Source organism: Nocardiopsis baichengensis YIM 90130 (genome assembly GCF_000341205.1).
Lineage (GTDB): Bacteria > Actinomycetota > Actinomycetes > Streptosporangiales > Streptosporangiaceae > Nocardiopsis_A > Nocardiopsis_A halophila.
Map to the genome: position 1 here is coordinate 50,923 of NZ_ANAS01000004.1, position 15,047 is coordinate 65,969.

Annotated in this window: 17 protein-coding genes; 9 read left to right on the forward strand and 8 right to left on the reverse strand. The window is 75.6% G+C overall.

What is annotated here, in order from left to right; translation table 11 throughout:
• Positions 1-64 precede the first annotated feature (64 nt).
• Together C892_RS0101365 and C892_RS0101370 are read left to right on the forward strand one after the other, a co-directional pair.
• Positions 65-868, forward strand: a complete 804-nt coding sequence (locus C892_RS0101365) for a SigB/SigF/SigG family RNA polymerase sigma factor (protein WP_017555713.1) — start codon at positions 65-67, stop codon at positions 866-868.
• A gap of 130 nt (positions 869-998) precedes the next feature.
• Complete coding sequence (locus tag C892_RS0101370) at positions 999-1,307, forward strand: hypothetical protein (RefSeq protein WP_239647221.1); 309 nt, start codon at positions 999-1,001, stop codon at positions 1,305-1,307.
• A gap of 20 nt (positions 1,308-1,327) precedes the next feature.
• Here the strand turns inward: C892_RS0101370 and C892_RS0101375 are convergent, their stop codons facing one another.
• Together C892_RS0101375 and C892_RS0101380 are read right to left on the reverse strand one after the other, a co-directional pair.
• The gene (locus tag C892_RS0101375) at positions 1,328-2,119 is read right to left on the reverse strand and encodes a SigB/SigF/SigG family RNA polymerase sigma factor (protein WP_017555715.1); all 792 of its coding nucleotides are present in this window, start codon (positions 2,117-2,119) and stop codon (positions 1,328-1,330) included.
• Between the two features lie 109 nt (positions 2,120-2,228).
• Positions 2,229-2,699 (reverse strand): NUDIX domain-containing protein, encoded by a 471-nt coding sequence (locus C892_RS0101380; protein WP_017555716.1) that lies wholly within the window; start codon positions 2,697-2,699, stop codon positions 2,229-2,231.
• A 140-nt stretch (positions 2,700-2,839) separates the two neighbouring features.
• On the opposite strand from C892_RS0101380, the gene C892_RS0101385 reads away from it, so the two are divergent.
• Positions 2,840-4,612 carry a serine/threonine protein kinase gene (locus C892_RS0101385; RefSeq protein ID WP_026124068.1) on the forward strand — a complete coding sequence of 591 codons (1,773 nt, stop codon included), beginning with the start codon at positions 2,840-2,842 and terminating at the stop codon, positions 4,610-4,612.
• On the opposite strand, the gene C892_RS0101390 is transcribed toward C892_RS0101385, so the two are convergent.
• From C892_RS0101390 to C892_RS0101400, 3 genes are read right to left on the reverse strand one after another with little or no spacing between them, the layout of a single operon-like run.
• On the reverse strand, positions 4,609-5,610 hold the full coding sequence (locus C892_RS0101390) for a helix-turn-helix transcriptional regulator (RefSeq protein WP_017555717.1): 1,002 nt from the start codon (positions 5,608-5,610) through the stop codon (positions 4,609-4,611). The genes C892_RS0101385 and C892_RS0101390 overlap by 4 nt on opposite strands.
• A 35-nt stretch (positions 5,611-5,645) precedes the next feature.
• The gene (locus C892_RS0101395; RefSeq protein WP_017555718.1) at positions 5,646-6,218 is read right to left on the reverse strand and encodes a GNAT family N-acetyltransferase; all 573 of its coding nucleotides are present in this window, start codon (positions 6,216-6,218) and stop codon (positions 5,646-5,648) included.
• Entirely contained in the window at positions 6,215-6,880 is a 666-nt protein-coding gene (locus C892_RS0101400) for a TetR/AcrR family transcriptional regulator (protein ID WP_017555719.1), read from the reverse strand. The genes C892_RS0101395 and C892_RS0101400 overlap by 4 nt, the downstream gene beginning before the upstream one ends.
• Positions 6,881-7,149: 269 nt before the next feature.
• On the opposite strand from C892_RS0101400, the gene C892_RS0101405 reads away from it, so the two are divergent.
• The 6 genes from C892_RS0101405 to C892_RS0101430 all read left to right on the forward strand — a co-directional run bounded on the left by C892_RS0101405 (position 7,150) and on the right by C892_RS0101430 (position 14,206).
• Positions 7,150-8,286, forward strand: a complete 1,137-nt coding sequence (locus C892_RS0101405) for an EAL domain-containing protein (RefSeq protein WP_017555720.1) — start codon at positions 7,150-7,152, stop codon at positions 8,284-8,286.
• Between the two features lie 99 nt (positions 8,287-8,385).
• A complete protein-coding gene (locus tag C892_RS0101410) occupies positions 8,386-8,808 on the forward strand; it encodes an Hsp20/alpha crystallin family protein (protein WP_026124069.1) in 423 nt (140 codons plus the stop codon).
• Positions 8,809-8,947: 139 nt separating this feature from the next.
• A complete protein-coding gene (locus tag C892_RS0101415; RefSeq protein ID WP_017555722.1) occupies positions 8,948-9,928 on the forward strand; it encodes a GlxA family transcriptional regulator in 981 nt (326 codons plus the stop codon).
• The gene (locus C892_RS0101420) at positions 9,925-10,542 is read left to right on the forward strand and encodes a DJ-1/PfpI family protein (protein WP_017537515.1); all 618 of its coding nucleotides are present in this window, start codon (positions 9,925-9,927) and stop codon (positions 10,540-10,542) included. Before C892_RS0101415 ends, C892_RS0101420 begins: the two co-directional genes overlap by 4 nt.
• 327 nt (positions 10,543-10,869) lie before the next feature.
• The gene (locus C892_RS0101425; protein ID WP_017537516.1) at positions 10,870-11,289 is read left to right on the forward strand and encodes a ricin-type beta-trefoil lectin domain protein; all 420 of its coding nucleotides are present in this window, start codon (positions 10,870-10,872) and stop codon (positions 11,287-11,289) included.
• A gap of 640 nt (positions 11,290-11,929) precedes the next feature.
• Positions 11,930-14,206 carry a lysylphosphatidylglycerol synthase transmembrane domain-containing protein gene (locus tag C892_RS0101430; protein ID WP_017555723.1) on the forward strand — a complete coding sequence of 759 codons (2,277 nt, stop codon included), beginning with the start codon at positions 11,930-11,932 and terminating at the stop codon, positions 14,204-14,206.
• A 26-nt stretch (positions 14,207-14,232) separates the two neighbouring features.
• Here the strand turns inward: C892_RS0101430 and rpmF are convergent, their stop codons facing one another.
• From rpmF to rpmG, 3 genes are all read right to left on the reverse strand, one after another.
• On the reverse strand, positions 14,233-14,400 hold the full coding sequence (gene rpmF, locus C892_RS0101435; RefSeq protein WP_017555724.1) for a 50S ribosomal protein L32: 168 nt from the start codon (positions 14,398-14,400) through the stop codon (positions 14,233-14,235).
• A gap of 92 nt (positions 14,401-14,492) precedes the next feature.
• Positions 14,493-14,738 carry a type B 50S ribosomal protein L31 gene (locus C892_RS0101440; RefSeq protein ID WP_017555725.1) on the reverse strand — a complete coding sequence of 82 codons (246 nt, stop codon included), beginning with the start codon at positions 14,736-14,738 and terminating at the stop codon, positions 14,493-14,495.
• Positions 14,739-14,750: 12 nt separating this feature from the next.
• A complete protein-coding gene (rpmG, locus tag C892_RS0101445) occupies positions 14,751-14,915 on the reverse strand; it encodes a 50S ribosomal protein L33 (protein WP_017537520.1) in 165 nt (54 codons plus the stop codon).
• Positions 14,916-15,047 lie beyond the last annotated feature (132 nt).

Here is a 15,047-nt window from a genome sequence, read left to right on the forward strand (position 1 = left end):
CGCCGCGGTGGCCGTCGGCTCCCCGTGCCGGTGAACAGCCCACGTCGCAGGGGAGGAATGCGAGATGACCGCTCCGCCCACGAACGACATCCCCGCCGGCCCCCGGAAGCCCGCCCAGGGCGCCACCGCCGAGGAGCTGCTCAAGGCCCGTGCGGACCTGCCGCCCCGCTCGGCGGAGGCCGAGGCGCTCAGCGCGATGGTGGTCGACATGTACGCCCCGGTTGCCCGGCGGGAGGCCCGTCGCTACCGGGGCCGCGGCGAGCCCATGGACGACCTCGAACAGGTCGCCATGCTCGGGCTCACCCGCGCGGTCGCCTACTACGACCCCGACTACGGCAAGCCGTTCCTGTCCTACCTGCTGCCCACCGTGACCGGGGAGCTCAAGCGGCACTTCCGGGACAACACCTGGGACGTGCGGGTGCCCCGCAAGCACCAGGAGAAGAGGGGCGAGCTCAACCGCTTCACCGTCGAGTTCGCCCAGGAGCACGGCAGGTCGCCCACGACCGGGGAGATCGCGACCGCCCTGGACATCGATGAGCGGACCACCGAGGACCTGCTGAACGCCTCGCGGGCTTACTCGGCGCTGTCCCTGGACGCGCCCTGCGGCACCGGCGAGGACGCCCCGTCCCTCGGGGACACCATCGGCGGCGGGGACGGCGGCCAGGACGGAGTGGAGGAGCACCAGGCGGTCCGGGAGGTGCTGGGCCGCCTGCCCGAGCGCGAGCGGCGCATCGTGCTGATGCGGTTCTACGGCAACCGCACCCAGACGCAGATCGCCGAGGTGGTCGGGCTCTCCCAGATGCACGTCTCCCGGCTGCTCAGCGCCACGCTGGAGGATCTGCGCCAGGACCTGGTGGGCGCGGACTGACCCGGGGGCGCGGGCCCGCTCCGCGCGGCGGGCCCGCGCCCATGGCCCGCGCCGCCGAGCCCGACGGGATCGCGCCCTCCTGCGCCTTCTGAGCGGGGCCGGGTTTGCCCCGCGCCCGGGGCGGGTAGCCGTGAGCCGCAGGAACGAGCGGGAGGGCGCCATGGGGACCGGCCGGGACGAGGCGGAACTGCGGGCCATGGAGGCGCGGCTGCGCGCCGAGGACCCCGGCTGCGCCGAGCGGATCGACGCCTGCGCCCACCGGCTGGCCGCGCAGGAGCGCGCGGCCGCCGGGCCGGGCCCGCAGAGTCCGCAGAGCCCGCAGAGCCCGGCGCAGAGCACCGAGCCGGTCCCCCGCACCGGGGTGGCGCTGATCTGCGGGGCGTTCGCGTTCGCGCTGCTCATGCTGGTGCTCGTGCCGCTGCTGGTCCGGTCCGGCTGACGCGGGCCCACCGGCGCGGCTCACCCCTCCTCGGCGCACCGCCGCATCCGGGTCAGCGAGGTCGACAGCAGCCGCGAGACGTGCATCTGCGACAGCCCCACCGACGCGGCGATCTGCGCCTGGGTGCGGTCGCCGGCGAAGCGCTGCAGCACGATCGACCGGTCCCGGGGCGAGAGCCGTTCCAGCAGCGGGGCCAGTGCCACCCGGTCCTCGGCCGCCTCCAGCGCCGGGTCGCTGCCGCCCAGGGTCTCGCCCAGCGTGCGCTCCTCGCCCTCGGCCCCGCAGGGCAGGTCCAGCGAGAGCGCGCTGTAGGCGGCCGAGGCCGCCACCAGCTCGCGCGCCTCGGCCGTGCCCAGCCCCAGCTCCTCGGCCACGTCCGCGACCGTGGGGGAGCGGCCGTGCCGCTGGGTGAACTCGCCTTCCAGCACGATCAGGCGCGAGCGCAGCTCCTTGAGGCGGCGCGGTACCCGCACCGCCCAGGTCCGGTCCCGGAAGTGCCGCTTGACCTCGCCGGTCATCATCGGCAGGGCATAGGACAGGAACTCCTTTCCGCGCCGGGGGTCGAAGTCGCGGATCGCCTGCATCAGCCCGACGCAGGCCACCTGGCGCAGGTCCTCCTCGGGTTCGCCGCGGCCGGAGTAGCGGCGGGCGATCCGCCGCACCACGGGGGCGTGCAGCTCCACCAGGCGGCGGCGCAGCTCCTCGCGGCGCGGGTCGCCCTCCTCCAGCGCGGACAGCCGGACCAGCAGGGCGTGCGCCTGGCTCCGGCGGTCGGCGGCGGTCGGGTCGGTCTCGGGAAGGGGTCGGCTCATCGGCGGAATCCTCCCGGGCGCGGGGGCCGTCGGCTCCCTGTCGCGCCACGAGTCTAGGAGCCCCGCCGGGGCCGCTCCAGGGACCATCGGCACCGTGCCGGGGGACCCCTCAGGCCGCCACGTACACCGCCCGGCCCTCGCGCCTGCCCTCCAGGGCCGCCTTGAGGCGGGGCGCCAGTGCCGGGTGCATGCGCCCCAGCGCGGTGTCGGGGTCGAGGAAGGCGTGGTCGTCCAGCTCCTCGGCCTGCAGGGTGATCCGCGCGTCGGGGGGCACCCGGCCGCAGTCGAAGACGAACGAGCAGAACGGGCGGGGCCGCGGCCCCGCCGGGGCGCTCCACTGCACCGCCAGCAGCGCGCCGGCCGCCACCTCGAGCCCGACCTCCTCGGCGACCTCGCGCTCGCAGGCCACATGCGGGGGCTCGTCCTGCTCGACGACGCCGCCGGGCAGGGTCCAGTGCTCGCGGTAGTTGGGCTCGACCAGCAGCACCCGCCCGGAGGGGTCGGTGATCAGGCCGAAGGAGGCGAGGTAGGAGGTGGGCAGGGTGGCGAACCACTGTTCGGGAGGAAGGAACGCTGACATGGGGCCAGGCTAGATCGCCGTCCGGGCACCGGGCGGCGCGGGTGCTCCCAGCGCCTAGACTGGGCGTCTTCCTACAGTCACGAAACGGTGTCGGCGAGCCGCGGGCACCGGAGCAGCGGCGAGCGACGGAGGTTGGAATCGTGGGCCCACTGGAGCACGGCGACCCGGAGCGCATCGGGCGCTACCGCCTGATCGGGCGGCTGGGCGCGGGAGGCATGGGCCAGGTCTACTTCGGCCGGTCCGCCGGGGGCCGTGCCGTGGCGGTCAAGCGCATCCACCCGCACATGGCGGCCGACCCCTCCTTCCGCGAGCGCTTCGCCCGGGAGGTCACCGCCGCCCGCCAGGTCAGCGGCGCCTTCACCGCCCCGGTGATCGACGCCGACCCCGAGGGCGAGGTGCCCTGGCTGGTGACCTCCTACGTGCCGTCGCTGCCGCTGGACGAGGGCGTGCAGGCGCACGGCCCGCTGCCGGAGGCCTCGCTGCGGGTGCTGGCCACCGGCCTGGCCGAGGCGCTGGCCGAGATCCACCGGGTGGGGCTGATCCACCGCGACCTCAAGCCGGGCAACGTGCTGCTGGCCGAGGACGGGCCGCGGGTGATCGACTTCGGCATCGCCCGCGCCACCGAGGGCGCCGCCGCCACCCAGTCCATCATCGGCACCCCCGGGTTCATGTCGCCCGAGCAGGTGCAGGGCGAGCACATGACCCCGGCCAGCGACCTGTTCGCCTACGGCGCGGTGCTGGTCTACGCCGCCTCGGGCACCGGCCCCTTCGGCGAGGGGGCCATGCCCACCATGGTCATGCGCATCATCCAGGAGCGGCCCGACTTCAGCGCCGTCCCGCCGTCGCTGCAGCGGGTGGCCGCCGCCTGCCTGGAGAAGGATCCGCGCAACCGGCCGGGCACCGGCCAGATCCTGGACCACTTGGGGGACGTGCCGGCCGGGGCCTCCTGGCTTCCGCCCGCCTTCCGGCAGGGGGTGCACGAGCAGGTGGAGAAGGTCAACACGGCGCTGAACGCGGCGCCGGGGACCTCCCCGGCCTCCGCCGCCGGCGACGACGCGCGGACCTCGGCCATGGGGGCCGCGGCGGCGGGGGGCGCCGCCGGGGCGCTGGGCGGCGCGGCCGCCGGGTACGCGGCCGGGAGCGGCGCCGCGGGCACCGGCGGCCACGACGGCGCGACGGCGCGCTACGAGCCCCAGGCCCAGCCCACGGCGCAGTACCAGCCGACCGCCCAGTACCAGCAGACCGCGCAGTACCCGCAGGGCACCCCGCCGCCCTACCGTCCCGACGGTGCGGGGGCGACCGCCGCCATGCCCCCCGCCGCGCCGCAGGGCGGGGACGCCTACGCGGACCTGTACCGCGACTCGGCCGCCGGGCGGCAGCACGCCGCCCGGCCCGTGCAGGACGAGCGGCGCGCCCACCAGGAGCAGCGCCGGCGCCAGGAGGAGCAGGAGGAGCAGCGGCGCCGCCAGGAGGCCGAGCGCGCCCACCGCGAGCGGCTGCGGGCCGAGGAGCGGGCCGCCCAGCGGGCCCAGGACGAGGCGCGCAAGGCCGCCCGGCCCGGCCTGTGGAGCTTCCTCAAGCTGGTGCCGCTGCTGATCATCCCCATCCTGCAGATCCCGCTGGGCTGGGGCGCCGCCCACGCCTGGCAGTGGTTCACCGCGACCGAGGTGTGGTGGGGCGCGCCGTGGTACTACCGGGGCATGTGGGGCGAGTCCCTGCTCAGCGGCTTCGACTACGCGGGCTTCGTGCTGGCCATGCAGCTGGGGTACTTCCTGCTCAACAACGTGGTGTCGCTGGAGTACCTGGTCCGGTCGCTGCGGACCGGCTTCGTGGCGGGGATCCTGCTGTCGGGGGTGGCGCTGGCGGCCACCAACATCGCCCTGGCCTCCTTCGGCTTCTTCGGCGCCTTCTAGGGCTCCCGGCCGCCCGCCCGGTAGCGGGCGGCCGCCTCCTCCAGGTGCCGGGACAGGGCCGTGCGCAGCTCCGGGGGCTCGAGCACCTCGATGTCGGGGCCGAACGGGGAGAACTCGTGCACCGCGACCGGCACCGACTCGGTGGTCAGGTGCGCCTCCCGGCGCCCGTCGCGGCGGAGGGGCCCGTACTCGGCCTGCGCGGCGGTGCGGGGCGAGCACAGCACCGGCACCAGGGCGGCGCCCCTCTCGGTGAGCAGCACGCGGGCGCGCAGGGTGTGGCGGGAGGCCTCGAACTCCTCGGCCCAGGCCTGCCAGACCGCGGGCAGGTCGAAGTCCTGGGGGCGGGTGAAGGGGCGGCCGGTGTCCTCCAGCGCGCCGATGCGCTCGACGCGGTAGGTGCGCGGCGGCCGCTCCGCCTCTCCGGGCGCGGGGGTGGGCCGGGCCAGGACGTACCAGGTGTCGCCCTTGAGGACCAGGCCCAGCGGGTCGAGGGTGCGCTCGACGCGGGTGTCGTCGAAGCGGCGGTAGGAGACGCGGACGGTGCGCGCGTCCCAGACCGCCTGCGCCAGCGGCGCCAGGAACGGGGTGGCGGCGGGGCGGCGCCACCAGGCGGTGGTGTCCAGGTGGAAGCGGGAGGCGGCGCGCTCGGCCCGCTCGCGCAGCGCCCCGGGCATCGCGGCCAGCAGCTTGAGCCGGCCCAGCGCCAGGTCCGAGCCGAGCCCCAGCGCGTCGGCCGGGCCGGGCATTCCGGTGAAGGCCAGGGAGTGGGCCTGGCCCTCGGTCAGGCCGGTCAGGCGGGTGCGGTAGCCCTCCACCAGCCGGTAGCCGCCGCCGGTGCCGCGCTCGGCGAGGATCGGCACGCCGGCGGCGCCCAGGGCCTCGGTGTCGCGGTAGACGGTGCGCTCGGAGCATTCCAGCTCCTCGGCGAGCTCGGCGGCGGTCATCCGGCCGCGGTTCTGCAGCAGCAGGAGCAGCGAGAGCAGTCGATCGGCGCGCATGGGCCCAGTATGCGGCGCTCGGCGGGCCCGCCGGGTCAGCCTTCCGGGCGCCGCTCGTGCTCGGCGCGGGTCAGGGCGTACTCGACGTCTCCGTGCTCGGACCCGGGGATGGGCGGACCGGGCTCGCGGAACGTGCGCACCGGGCGCATCCCGATCTTCTCCATCACACGGCGCGAGGCGGTGTTGACGGCCATGGTCCGGGCCAGGACGCGGCGCACCGACGGGTCGGCGAACGCGGTGTCGAGCAGGGCGCGCGAGCCTTCGGTGGCCAGGCCGCGGCCCCACCGCGAACGGGCCAGGCGGTAGCCGAGCTCGGGTTCGGCGGGATCGCCGCCGCGCGGGGGGCGCAGGTGGAACCAGCCGGCGAAGGCGCCGTCGGCCTCCTCGGCGATCCAGTACCCGCGGTCCGGGCGGGAGCGGTACCACTCCTGGTAGGTGCGGATCCTGCGGTCGATCTCGGCGGGTGCGGACGGCCGGCCGCCGGTGATGTGGCGCATGACCTCGGGGTCGGCGTCGAGGCCGAGCAGCAGGGGAGCGTCGTCGGGGGTGATGCGGCGCAGCGCCATCCGGTCGGTGGTCAGGAGGACCCGCCCGGGGTGCCCGGTCATTCGGCGCCGCCCCGGGGGCCGTAGGCCGTGAGGAAGGTGGCGACGGCTGCTCGGGCGACGGCGTGCAGTTCGTCGTCGGGGACGGGGCGGGTGCCCAGGGCCGAGCGCAGTTCCATGGGGCCGGTGAGCAGGGCGAGGAGTTGTTCGCTCGCCTGGTCGGGGTCGGGGGTGTGCAGGCGGCCGGCCAGGGTGAGGCGGGCCAGGCGGTCGGCCAGGGCGTCCTGGACGCGGCGGGGGCCGGCGCGCTGGACGTCCTCCAGCAGCTCGGGGAAGCGGGGGGCTTCGGTGCCCAGGAGGCGGCGCAGGGCCTGGGCGCGGCGGCAGGTGTGGGCGCGCAGGATCTCCAGGGCGGCCTGCTCCAGTGCGGCGCGCAGGTCGCCGCCGTGGTCGCGCAGGGGGTCCAGGGCGGTGAGGGAGCGCTCGGCGGTGCGGGCGGCGGCGGCCTTCACGGCCTCCTGGAAGAGGGTGTCCTTGTCGTGGAGGTGGTTGTAGACGGTGGGTTTGGCCACGTCGGCCTCGGCGGCGATCTCGCGGACGCAGGAGCGGCCGTAGCCGTCCCGGGCGAAGACGCGGAAGGCGGCCTCCAGGATGGCCCGGCGCTTGTCGATGCGTCCGCGGGCCTCGGCGGGGGGTTCCGCCTGCGGGGCGGTGGCTCGGTTCACGGGCCCATCGTACCCCTCGGCAACGAAGAGTGAACCGGGAGGTTCATTCCGGTCGGACGCGTGTCCGTTCCGGCGCGGTCTGCTAACCTTCCGCGTCCGATTGGTCCACTCGGGGTAGGCGAATCCCTTGTGTCCTGGGAGGAGGGGCGACCGAATCGCATTCGGAGGCCCCGCCCTTCCTTGAATACGCGGAGAGCCGGGCGCGAAGTCCCGCTGAATTCTCGCTCGGGGCCGCTGACGCGCCCCCGCCGCGGCCCCAGGATGAACCCGTGCCTTCTCCGACCTCGGCCCGCACCACCGGCCCGCAGCAGGCCCTCGCCCCGCAGGGGCCGTCCCCCGTCTACCGCCCGGTCGTCGACCTGGAGTCGGGCGCCGTCCTGGCCGTGGAGGCCCAGGACCCCGCGGCGCCGGCCCCCGACGGCGACGCCGCCGCGCAGGCCGAGCGCCTGGCCCGGCTGGCGCGCCGGGTCGCCTCCGACGAGGCGCTGCTGCCCCTGGTCCTGCCGGTGCCCGCCGCCGCGGCCGCCGCCTCCCCCGAGATCGCCGGGCAGCTGGAGCTGGTCCTGCGGCGCACCGGACGCCGCCCGCGCGACATCACCCTGATGCTCGGCCCCGACCTGGCCGAGCTGCCGCGCGCCGCCGCGGTGCGCGCCGTGCGGCACGTGCGCGACACCGGCTTCCGGTGCGCCTTCGCCACCGCCGCCGTCCCGGTGGACCTCATCCTGGACCTGGCGCCCTTCCTGATGCGCCTGCCGCGCAACCTGGTGGCCGGGCTGCCGGGCGACGAGCGCAGCACCGCCGTGGCCGAGGGCATGGCCCGCATCGCGCGCAGCGCGGGGGTCTACCCGGTGGCGCCGGGGGTCGGCTCGGCGGACCAGCTCGCGGCGCTGCGCGAGGCGGGCGTGCGCCTGGGGTACGGCCCGCTCCTGGCCGACGACGACTGGACCCCGGGCGCCAAGGTGCACCCGCTGCCCGAGATCGCCCCGGGCGGCGCCGCCCGGCGGCGCGAGGGGCCGCCGATCACCGAGTTCATCGGCCCGCCGGTGGCCCTGGAGCAGGACGCCACGGCGGCCGAGGTGCTCGACGCCTTCACCAACGACCCGGTGCTCAACTCGATCATCCTGCTGGACCACCGCGAGCGCCCGGTGGCGGTCCTGGACCGGTCGCGCTTCCTGCTGTCGGTCTCGGGCCCCTACGGGCACGCCCTGCACGCGGCCCGCCCCGCGCGGCGCCTGGCCGACCCGCCTAAGACGGTGCCGCTGCACACCACCGCCATGGAGGCGCTGCGCGCCGCGGGCGCCTCGGGTGAGCGCGTGCACGACGACCTGGTGGCGGTCAACGCCTTCGGCCAGGCGGTGGGCGTGGTGGCCGTGGGGGACGTGATCGCCGCGCTGTCCCGCGGCTGAGCCGGTGCCTTGACCGGGACGTCGTTTGGCCCCGGCCTCTCGGTGACAGTGGAAGGGCGACGGAACGGCACACCCTCGACCACTGTGGAGGTGAGCGGGATGCTGATGCGCTCCGACCCGTTCCGAGAGTTCGACCGCCTCGCGCAGAGGCTGTTCACCGAGGCCCGCCCTGCGGTGATGCCCATGGACGCCTACCGCAAGGAGAACGAGTTCATCGTCCACTTCGACCTTCCCGGGGTCCGGGCGGACAGCATCGACCTGCAGGTCGAGCGCAACGTCCTGACCGTGAAGGCCGAGCGGCCGGCGCTGGAGGGCACCAAGGGGCGCGAGGCCGTGGTGGCCGAGCGCCCGGCGGGCACCTTCTCCCGGCAGCTCTTCCTGGGCGACACCCTCGACATGGAGCAGGTCGCGGCCGAGTACGCCGACGGGGTGCTGACCCTGCGCATCCCCGTGGCCGAACAGGCCAAGCCGCGCCGCGTCGAGATCCGCGAAGGCGGCGGGGCGGCCCAGATCACGCCCTGAGCGTCGCCGTCCGAACCGATTGGGCCGCCCGCCCCCGGAGGGGCGAGCGGCCCCCTTCATGCATGGCACACCTCGATGGCGCGATCCGTGGGGTGGAGGTCGTTGACGCCATGACGCCACCACCGGCACCGTTGTCGACGTGGACAAGCACCGTGTCGTCTTCCTCCTCTTCGACGGCTTCCAGACCCTGGACCTCGTCGGCCCCTGGGAGGTGTTCCGCTACGCCGGACACCTGACCGGCGGCTACGACTGCCGCACCGTGGCCTCCGCCGCCGGGCCGGTCGCCTCCGGCAGCGGGCTGCCCGTACACGCCGGCCACGGGATCGGGGCCGTGGGCCCCGACGGACCGCCGGCCGCCGACACCCTGGTGGTCGTCGGCGGGGCCGGCGTCGACGCGGCCTGCCGGGACGGGGAGCTGGTGCGCTGGGTCGCCGCGGCCGGCGCGCGGGCCCGGCGGGTGGCCTCGGTGTGCAGCGGGACCTTCCTGCTGGCCGCCGCCGGACTGGTGCGGGGGCGCCGGGTGACCACCCACTGGCGCCGCGCCGAGGCCCTGGCCCGCGCCCACCCAGAGGTGCGGGTCGACGCCGACCCGGTGTTCATCCGGGACGGCCGCGTGTGGACCTCGGCCGGGGTGACCGCCGGCATGGACCTGGCCCTGGCCCTGGTCGAGGAGGACCACGGCCGGCGCGTCGCGCACGCGGTCGCCCGGGAGATGGTGCTGTTCCTGCGCCGCCCGGGCAACCAGTCGCAGTTCAGCGTGCCGCTGTGGTCGCGCCAGCCCTCCACCGACCCCGTCCGGGAGGCGGTGGCGGCCGTCCACGCCCGCCTGGGCGACCGGCACACCGTGGGGTCGCTGGCCGAGCGGGCCGGGCTGAGCCCGCGCCACTTCCAGCGGCGCTTCACCGCCGAGATCGGGGTGGGCCCGGCCGAGTTCGTGGAGCGGGTGCGCGTGGAGGCGGCCCAGCGGGCGCTGGCCGAGGGGGCCGACCCGGTGGACGCGGTGGCCCGCCGGTGCGGGTTCGGCACGGCCGAGACGCTGCGCCGCGCCTTCCACCGGCGGGTGGGCGTGACGCCGTCCGAGTACAGGGAGAGGTTCGGAGCCATGAGGGAGCATGCATGACCGCCTATGGGCTGCTGGTGTTCGAGCGCGCGGAGGAGCTGGACTTCGTCGGGCCGTGGGAGGTGTTCGGGGTCTCGGCGATGCTGCGCGACGGGGCCGACACCCTGGAGCTGGTCGCCGAGGAGGCAGGGCCGGTGCGGTGCAACAAGGGCATGCGCGTGGTGCCGGACCGCGCCTTCGCGGACGTGCCCGGGGACCGGGCCGGGTTCGACGTGCTGCTGGTGCCCGGCGGCAACGGGACCCGGACCCAGGTCGGCAACGCCGTGCTGACCGGGTGGCTGGCGGCGGCCGCGGAGCGCGCGCAGTGGGTGGCGAGCGTGTGCACCGGGGCGCTGCTGCTGCACGAGGCGGGCCCGGCCCGGGACCGGCGGGTGGCCACCCACCACGCCTTCGAGGACGCCCTGGAGGAGCGGGGCGGGGTGACGGTGGTGCGCGACGCGCGGTACGTCGTCGACGGCAACCTGGTCACCAGCCAGGGGGTGTCGGCGGGCATCGACATGGCGCTGTGGCTGGTGGGCCGGCTGCACGGCCGGGACCACGCCCGGCGGGTCCGCCGGTACATGCAGTACGAGCCGGCCCCGCCCTACATGGCCGACGAGCCCGGGACCGAATGAGGGGTCCCGGGGCGAAAGCGCCCTAAGGGAAAGGGGAGCGCCCGGAGTTCCTGTCGGCCCCGGCGGCCGGGAATTGTCATCGGAACTCCGGAAGTGCTCCCCTTTTTCGTGTTCCCGGTGTTTCCCGCGTTTGTCGGGCGGTGCGGGTCACGAAAAGGCGTGTCCTGGTGTCCGTGCAGGTCACAACGGATGAATCGGCGGTGGCCCATTGCGGACACGCCTCAGGCCTCCTCTTCTCGTTCCGCCTCTTCAAGGGCCCATTTCAAGCGGGTCGCGCGTCGATATGAATGCAGTGGGCGGCGTCGTTCCCTAACCATTGGAGGAATCATGTCGCTGATCCAGCCGGGCGAGTACTTCATCAGGTGCGCCGAGAACGACCTGTACATCGACCTGTCCGGCGGCAACGCCGACCCGGAGACCCCCGTCATCGGGTGGCACCTGCACAAGGGCACCAACCAGCGCTGGGACGTGCAGCTCAAGAGCGCGCCCAACGTGTTCACCGTCCGCAGCATGGTGGGGGAGGTCTACGTCGGGCTGAGCAGCCTGAAGATCTTCCCGCCGCTCGTCGCCGCCCAGTCCTTCCCCGAGCCCTGGTCCATCGAGCCGGTGGGCGAGGGCAAGTTCCGCATCCACTTCCTGTACATGGACGCCGTGGTGACCCTGCCCGAGGACCGGGAGGGCACCCAGCTCGTCCTGCGGCCGTGGAGGGGCGAGAACCGCCAGATGTTCGTCTTCGAGAACGCCTGAGGGGCCTGAGGGCCTGAGGGGCCCCGCGCCGGCGGATCCGCACGGGCCCGCCGGCGCGGGGAGAGGCCGGTGAGGGGTGGTGCCCCGCCTCCCGCTCACCGGCCCGTCCATGGGGACGGAGAAGCCCGAAGGGGGCGGCGCCGTCATTTCCCGCGCTTTGGGTGAACGTTTCTCCAGAGAGCGTTCGCACTTCTGTGCGTTCGGGTCCGGGCGGTGGCCCCGTGCCGCTTTCCGGGGTCGGGGCATTCGGCTCCACCCTACCTCCCACCAGGGGTTGTCCGGCGAATGTGCGTCTGCCTCAAACCGGCGCGGGCAGGGGGCCGAAACCCCTCACCGGGCACGATCCCCCGCCTTTCCGGCCCATTGCGGTCACCGTCGCCGGCTCCGCCGCTCCGGGGAATCCGCACGTGCAGCAGAATGCGAATACGGGCGTGTGTGCAGGGCGCCCATTCGCCGGCGGCCGATTCCGCATTCGGCGGACACGCCGGGGCCCTGACGCGGCCCCGGCCGCGGGTGGGGCAGTCTTGGGGGCGTGAGAACGGCAGCCGATCGCCCGGACAGAGGCGCAGAAGAGGTACTGGGTTCCATTCCGCGGGCCGCCCGGCGCCCCACCGACCTGCTCGCCGGCGCGGCCGGGGCGGTGGCGGTGGCGGCGGTGCTGGGGCTGGTCTCGGTCACCGCCGAGGGCCACCAGAGCGCCCCGGCCGAGCTGCGCTCGCTGCTGCCGCCCTCGCTGCTGGCCCTGGTCGCCGCCGCCGCCAACATCACCGTGCTGGTGCTGGCCGCGGTGGTCGCGGTCGAGCGGCTGATCCGGCGCTCGGTACGGGACCTGGTGCGCGGCCTGGCCGCCGCGGCCTTCGGCTACGGCGCCGCCGAGGCGGTCAACGCCGCGGTCCTGGCCCTGTCCGGCCCGGCCGGGCCGCCCGAGGCGCTCTCGGTCGGAGCGCACACCGGCCTGCTCGGCGGCCCGGCCCACGCCTACCTCGCCGCCGCCGTGGCCTACACCGGCGCGGTCGGCCGGGTGCACCTGGCCCGGGTGCGCGGTGCGCTGTGGACCGGCATCGCGGTCACCGCCGCCGCGGTCCTGCTGGCCGGGGTGGCCACCGTCCCGGCGCTGGTCCTGACCGCGCTGCTGGGCGGCACGGCCGCCGCCCTGGCCGGGTTCGCCGTGGGGGGCTCGCGGCCCGAGGCACTGACCGGGCCGATGCTGCAGGAGCTGCGCCGGTTCGGCCTGGAGCCGCTGGCGCTGGCCCCCGCCGGGACCGACGCCGACGGCAACCGCCGTTTCACCGCGGACACGGTCGATCGGCGGCTGGACATCGTGCTGCTGCGCGCCGACGACACCGTGCAGGCCCTCAAGCGCCTGGGCGGCCTGGTCCTGCTGCGGGGCCCGGTCGCCCCTCCGGTGCGCCTGGGCCTGGCGCGCCGCCTGGAGCACGCGGCGGTGATGCAGTACGCCGCGCGGGCGGCGGGGGCGAGCGCCCCCGAGGTGCTGGGCATCGGCGACCTGGGCGCCGGATCTGCGGTGCTGGTCTGCGAGCACGCCCCGCTGCGCACCCTGGACCAGGCCTCCGACGCCGATCTGACCGACGCCGCCCTGCGCGGACTGTGGCGGGAGCTGGCGCTGCTGCACCGCAACCGCATCGCCCACGGGTCGATCGGCGGCGAGACGGCGGGCTGGCGGCTGAGCGGCCGCCCCGCCTTCACCGGACTGTCCGGCGGCGGGGTGGCCGCCGCGCCGCTGAAGGCCTCCCTGGACACCGCGGCCCTGCTGTGCGCGCTGGCGCTGCGGGTAGGGGCCGAGCGCTCGGTGCGGGCGGCCGTGGAGGTGGTGGGCCTGGAGGCGGTGGCCGCCGCTCTGCCGCTGCTACAGCCCGCCGGGATGCCGCACGGCCTGCGAAGACGCCTGCGCGGGCGGCCCGAGGTGCTCGGCGGGCTGCGCAGCCGGATCGCCGGGCTCGCCCCCGAGGCACCGGCCCGCCCGGCCCGGCTGGAGCGGATGCGCCCGCGCACGGTGATCAGCGTCGCCGCGGCCACCGTGGTGGGGCTGGTGCTGGCCAACCAGCTGGCCGGGGTGGACCTGTCCACGATCTCCGGGGCCGACGCGGGGTGGGCCGCGGCGGCGTTCGCCGCCGCCACGGCGTGCATGTTCGCCGCCGCGCTGGCCCTGATGGGCTTCGTGCCGCTCCGGCTGAGCCTGTGGACCACGGTGCTGGTGCAGTACGCCGGGTCCTTCGTGCGCATCGCCGTCCCCGCCGGCCTGGGGTCGATGGCGATCAACACCCGCTACGTCACCTGCCAGGGCGCCTCGGCGGGCCTGGCGGTCTCGGCGGTGGGCCTGTCCCAGGCCGTGGGGCTGCTCATCCACGTGCCGCTGCTGCTGGTCAGCGCCTACCTGACCGGGACCGGGCGCTTCACCGACTTCTCTCCCTCGCCGACGCTGGTGGCGGTGGTGCTGGTGCTGGCGTCCGGGGTGGCGGCGGTGCTGCTGGTGCCGCGGCTGCGCGGCCTGGTCGCCGAGCGGGTCCGCCCCTACTTCCGGGGCGTGCTCCCGCAGCTGCTGGACCTGCTGCAGCGGCCGCGGCGGCTGGCCATGGGGGTGGGCGGCACCCTGCTGCTGACCGCCGGGTTCGTGCTGAGCCTGTACTTCTCGGTGCTGGCCTTCGGGGGCAGGGCCGACCTGGCGGCGGTGGCGGTGGTCTTCCTGGCCGGCAACGCGGTGGGGTCGGCCGCGCCCACGCCGGGCGGCCTGGGCGCGGTCGAGGCGGCCCTGCTGACCGGCCTGTCGACGGTGGCGGGGCTGCCGGTGGCGGTCGGGCTGCCGGCGGTGCTGCTCTTCCGGGTGCTGACCTTCTGGTTCCCGGTGCTGCCCGGGTGGGGCGCCTTCCACCTGCTGCAGAGGTGGAAGGCGATCTGAGCCCCCACGGCGGCACCGGGCAGGGGTCAGGGCAGCGGGATCAGCCCGCGCCGGTAGGCCGCGGCCAGGCGGCGGGGGACCAGGGCGCTGCGGCCGCCGACGGCGACCTCGACCAGGTCGGGGGCGGCGGCCCGCCACTGCGAGTGGCGCTTGCGGGTGTTGGAGCGCGACATCCTGCGCTTGGGGACGGCCATGGGGTCCTCTCGGTCGGGCCCCGCCCGGCGGGGCCGGGCGGGGCGGTCGGTTCGGTGCGGTCCGGTGCGGTCCGGTGCGGTCCGCTCCAGGGTCAGGAGCGGCCGTAGCGCTGCCGGAAGCGCTCGACGCGCCCGGCGGTGTCGACCACGCGGCCGCGCCCGGTGGAGAAGGGGTGGCTCGCGCTGGAGACCTCCACGTCCACGACCGGGTAAGTGTTTCCGTCCTCCCAGGTCACGACCTGCTCGGAGGTGACGGTCGAGCGGGTGGGGAAGGCCGTTCCCCCGGCCTTGTCGCGGAAGACGACGGGGCGGTACTCGGGGTGGATTCCGGGCTTCATGGGGTGCTCCTCTCAGCGGTCCTCGCGGAACTCGGTGTGGTGCCCGACGACCGGGTCGTACTTGCGCAGCACGAGGCGGTCGGGGGTGTTCCGGCGGTTCTTGCGGGTCACGTACGTGTAGCCGGTCCCGGCGGTCGAGCGGAGCTTGACGACGGGCCGTTGGTCGCTGCGGGCCATGGCGGACCTCCTCAGGCGGCGGACGGTGGCACCACCCTACAAGGAAATGACAACCGTTTTCATTCCCAAGTCGGGTGGGCGGTGCCGCGGTGGGAGGATCGGAGGGCGCGGTCGCACGCGAGTGCGGGGCGA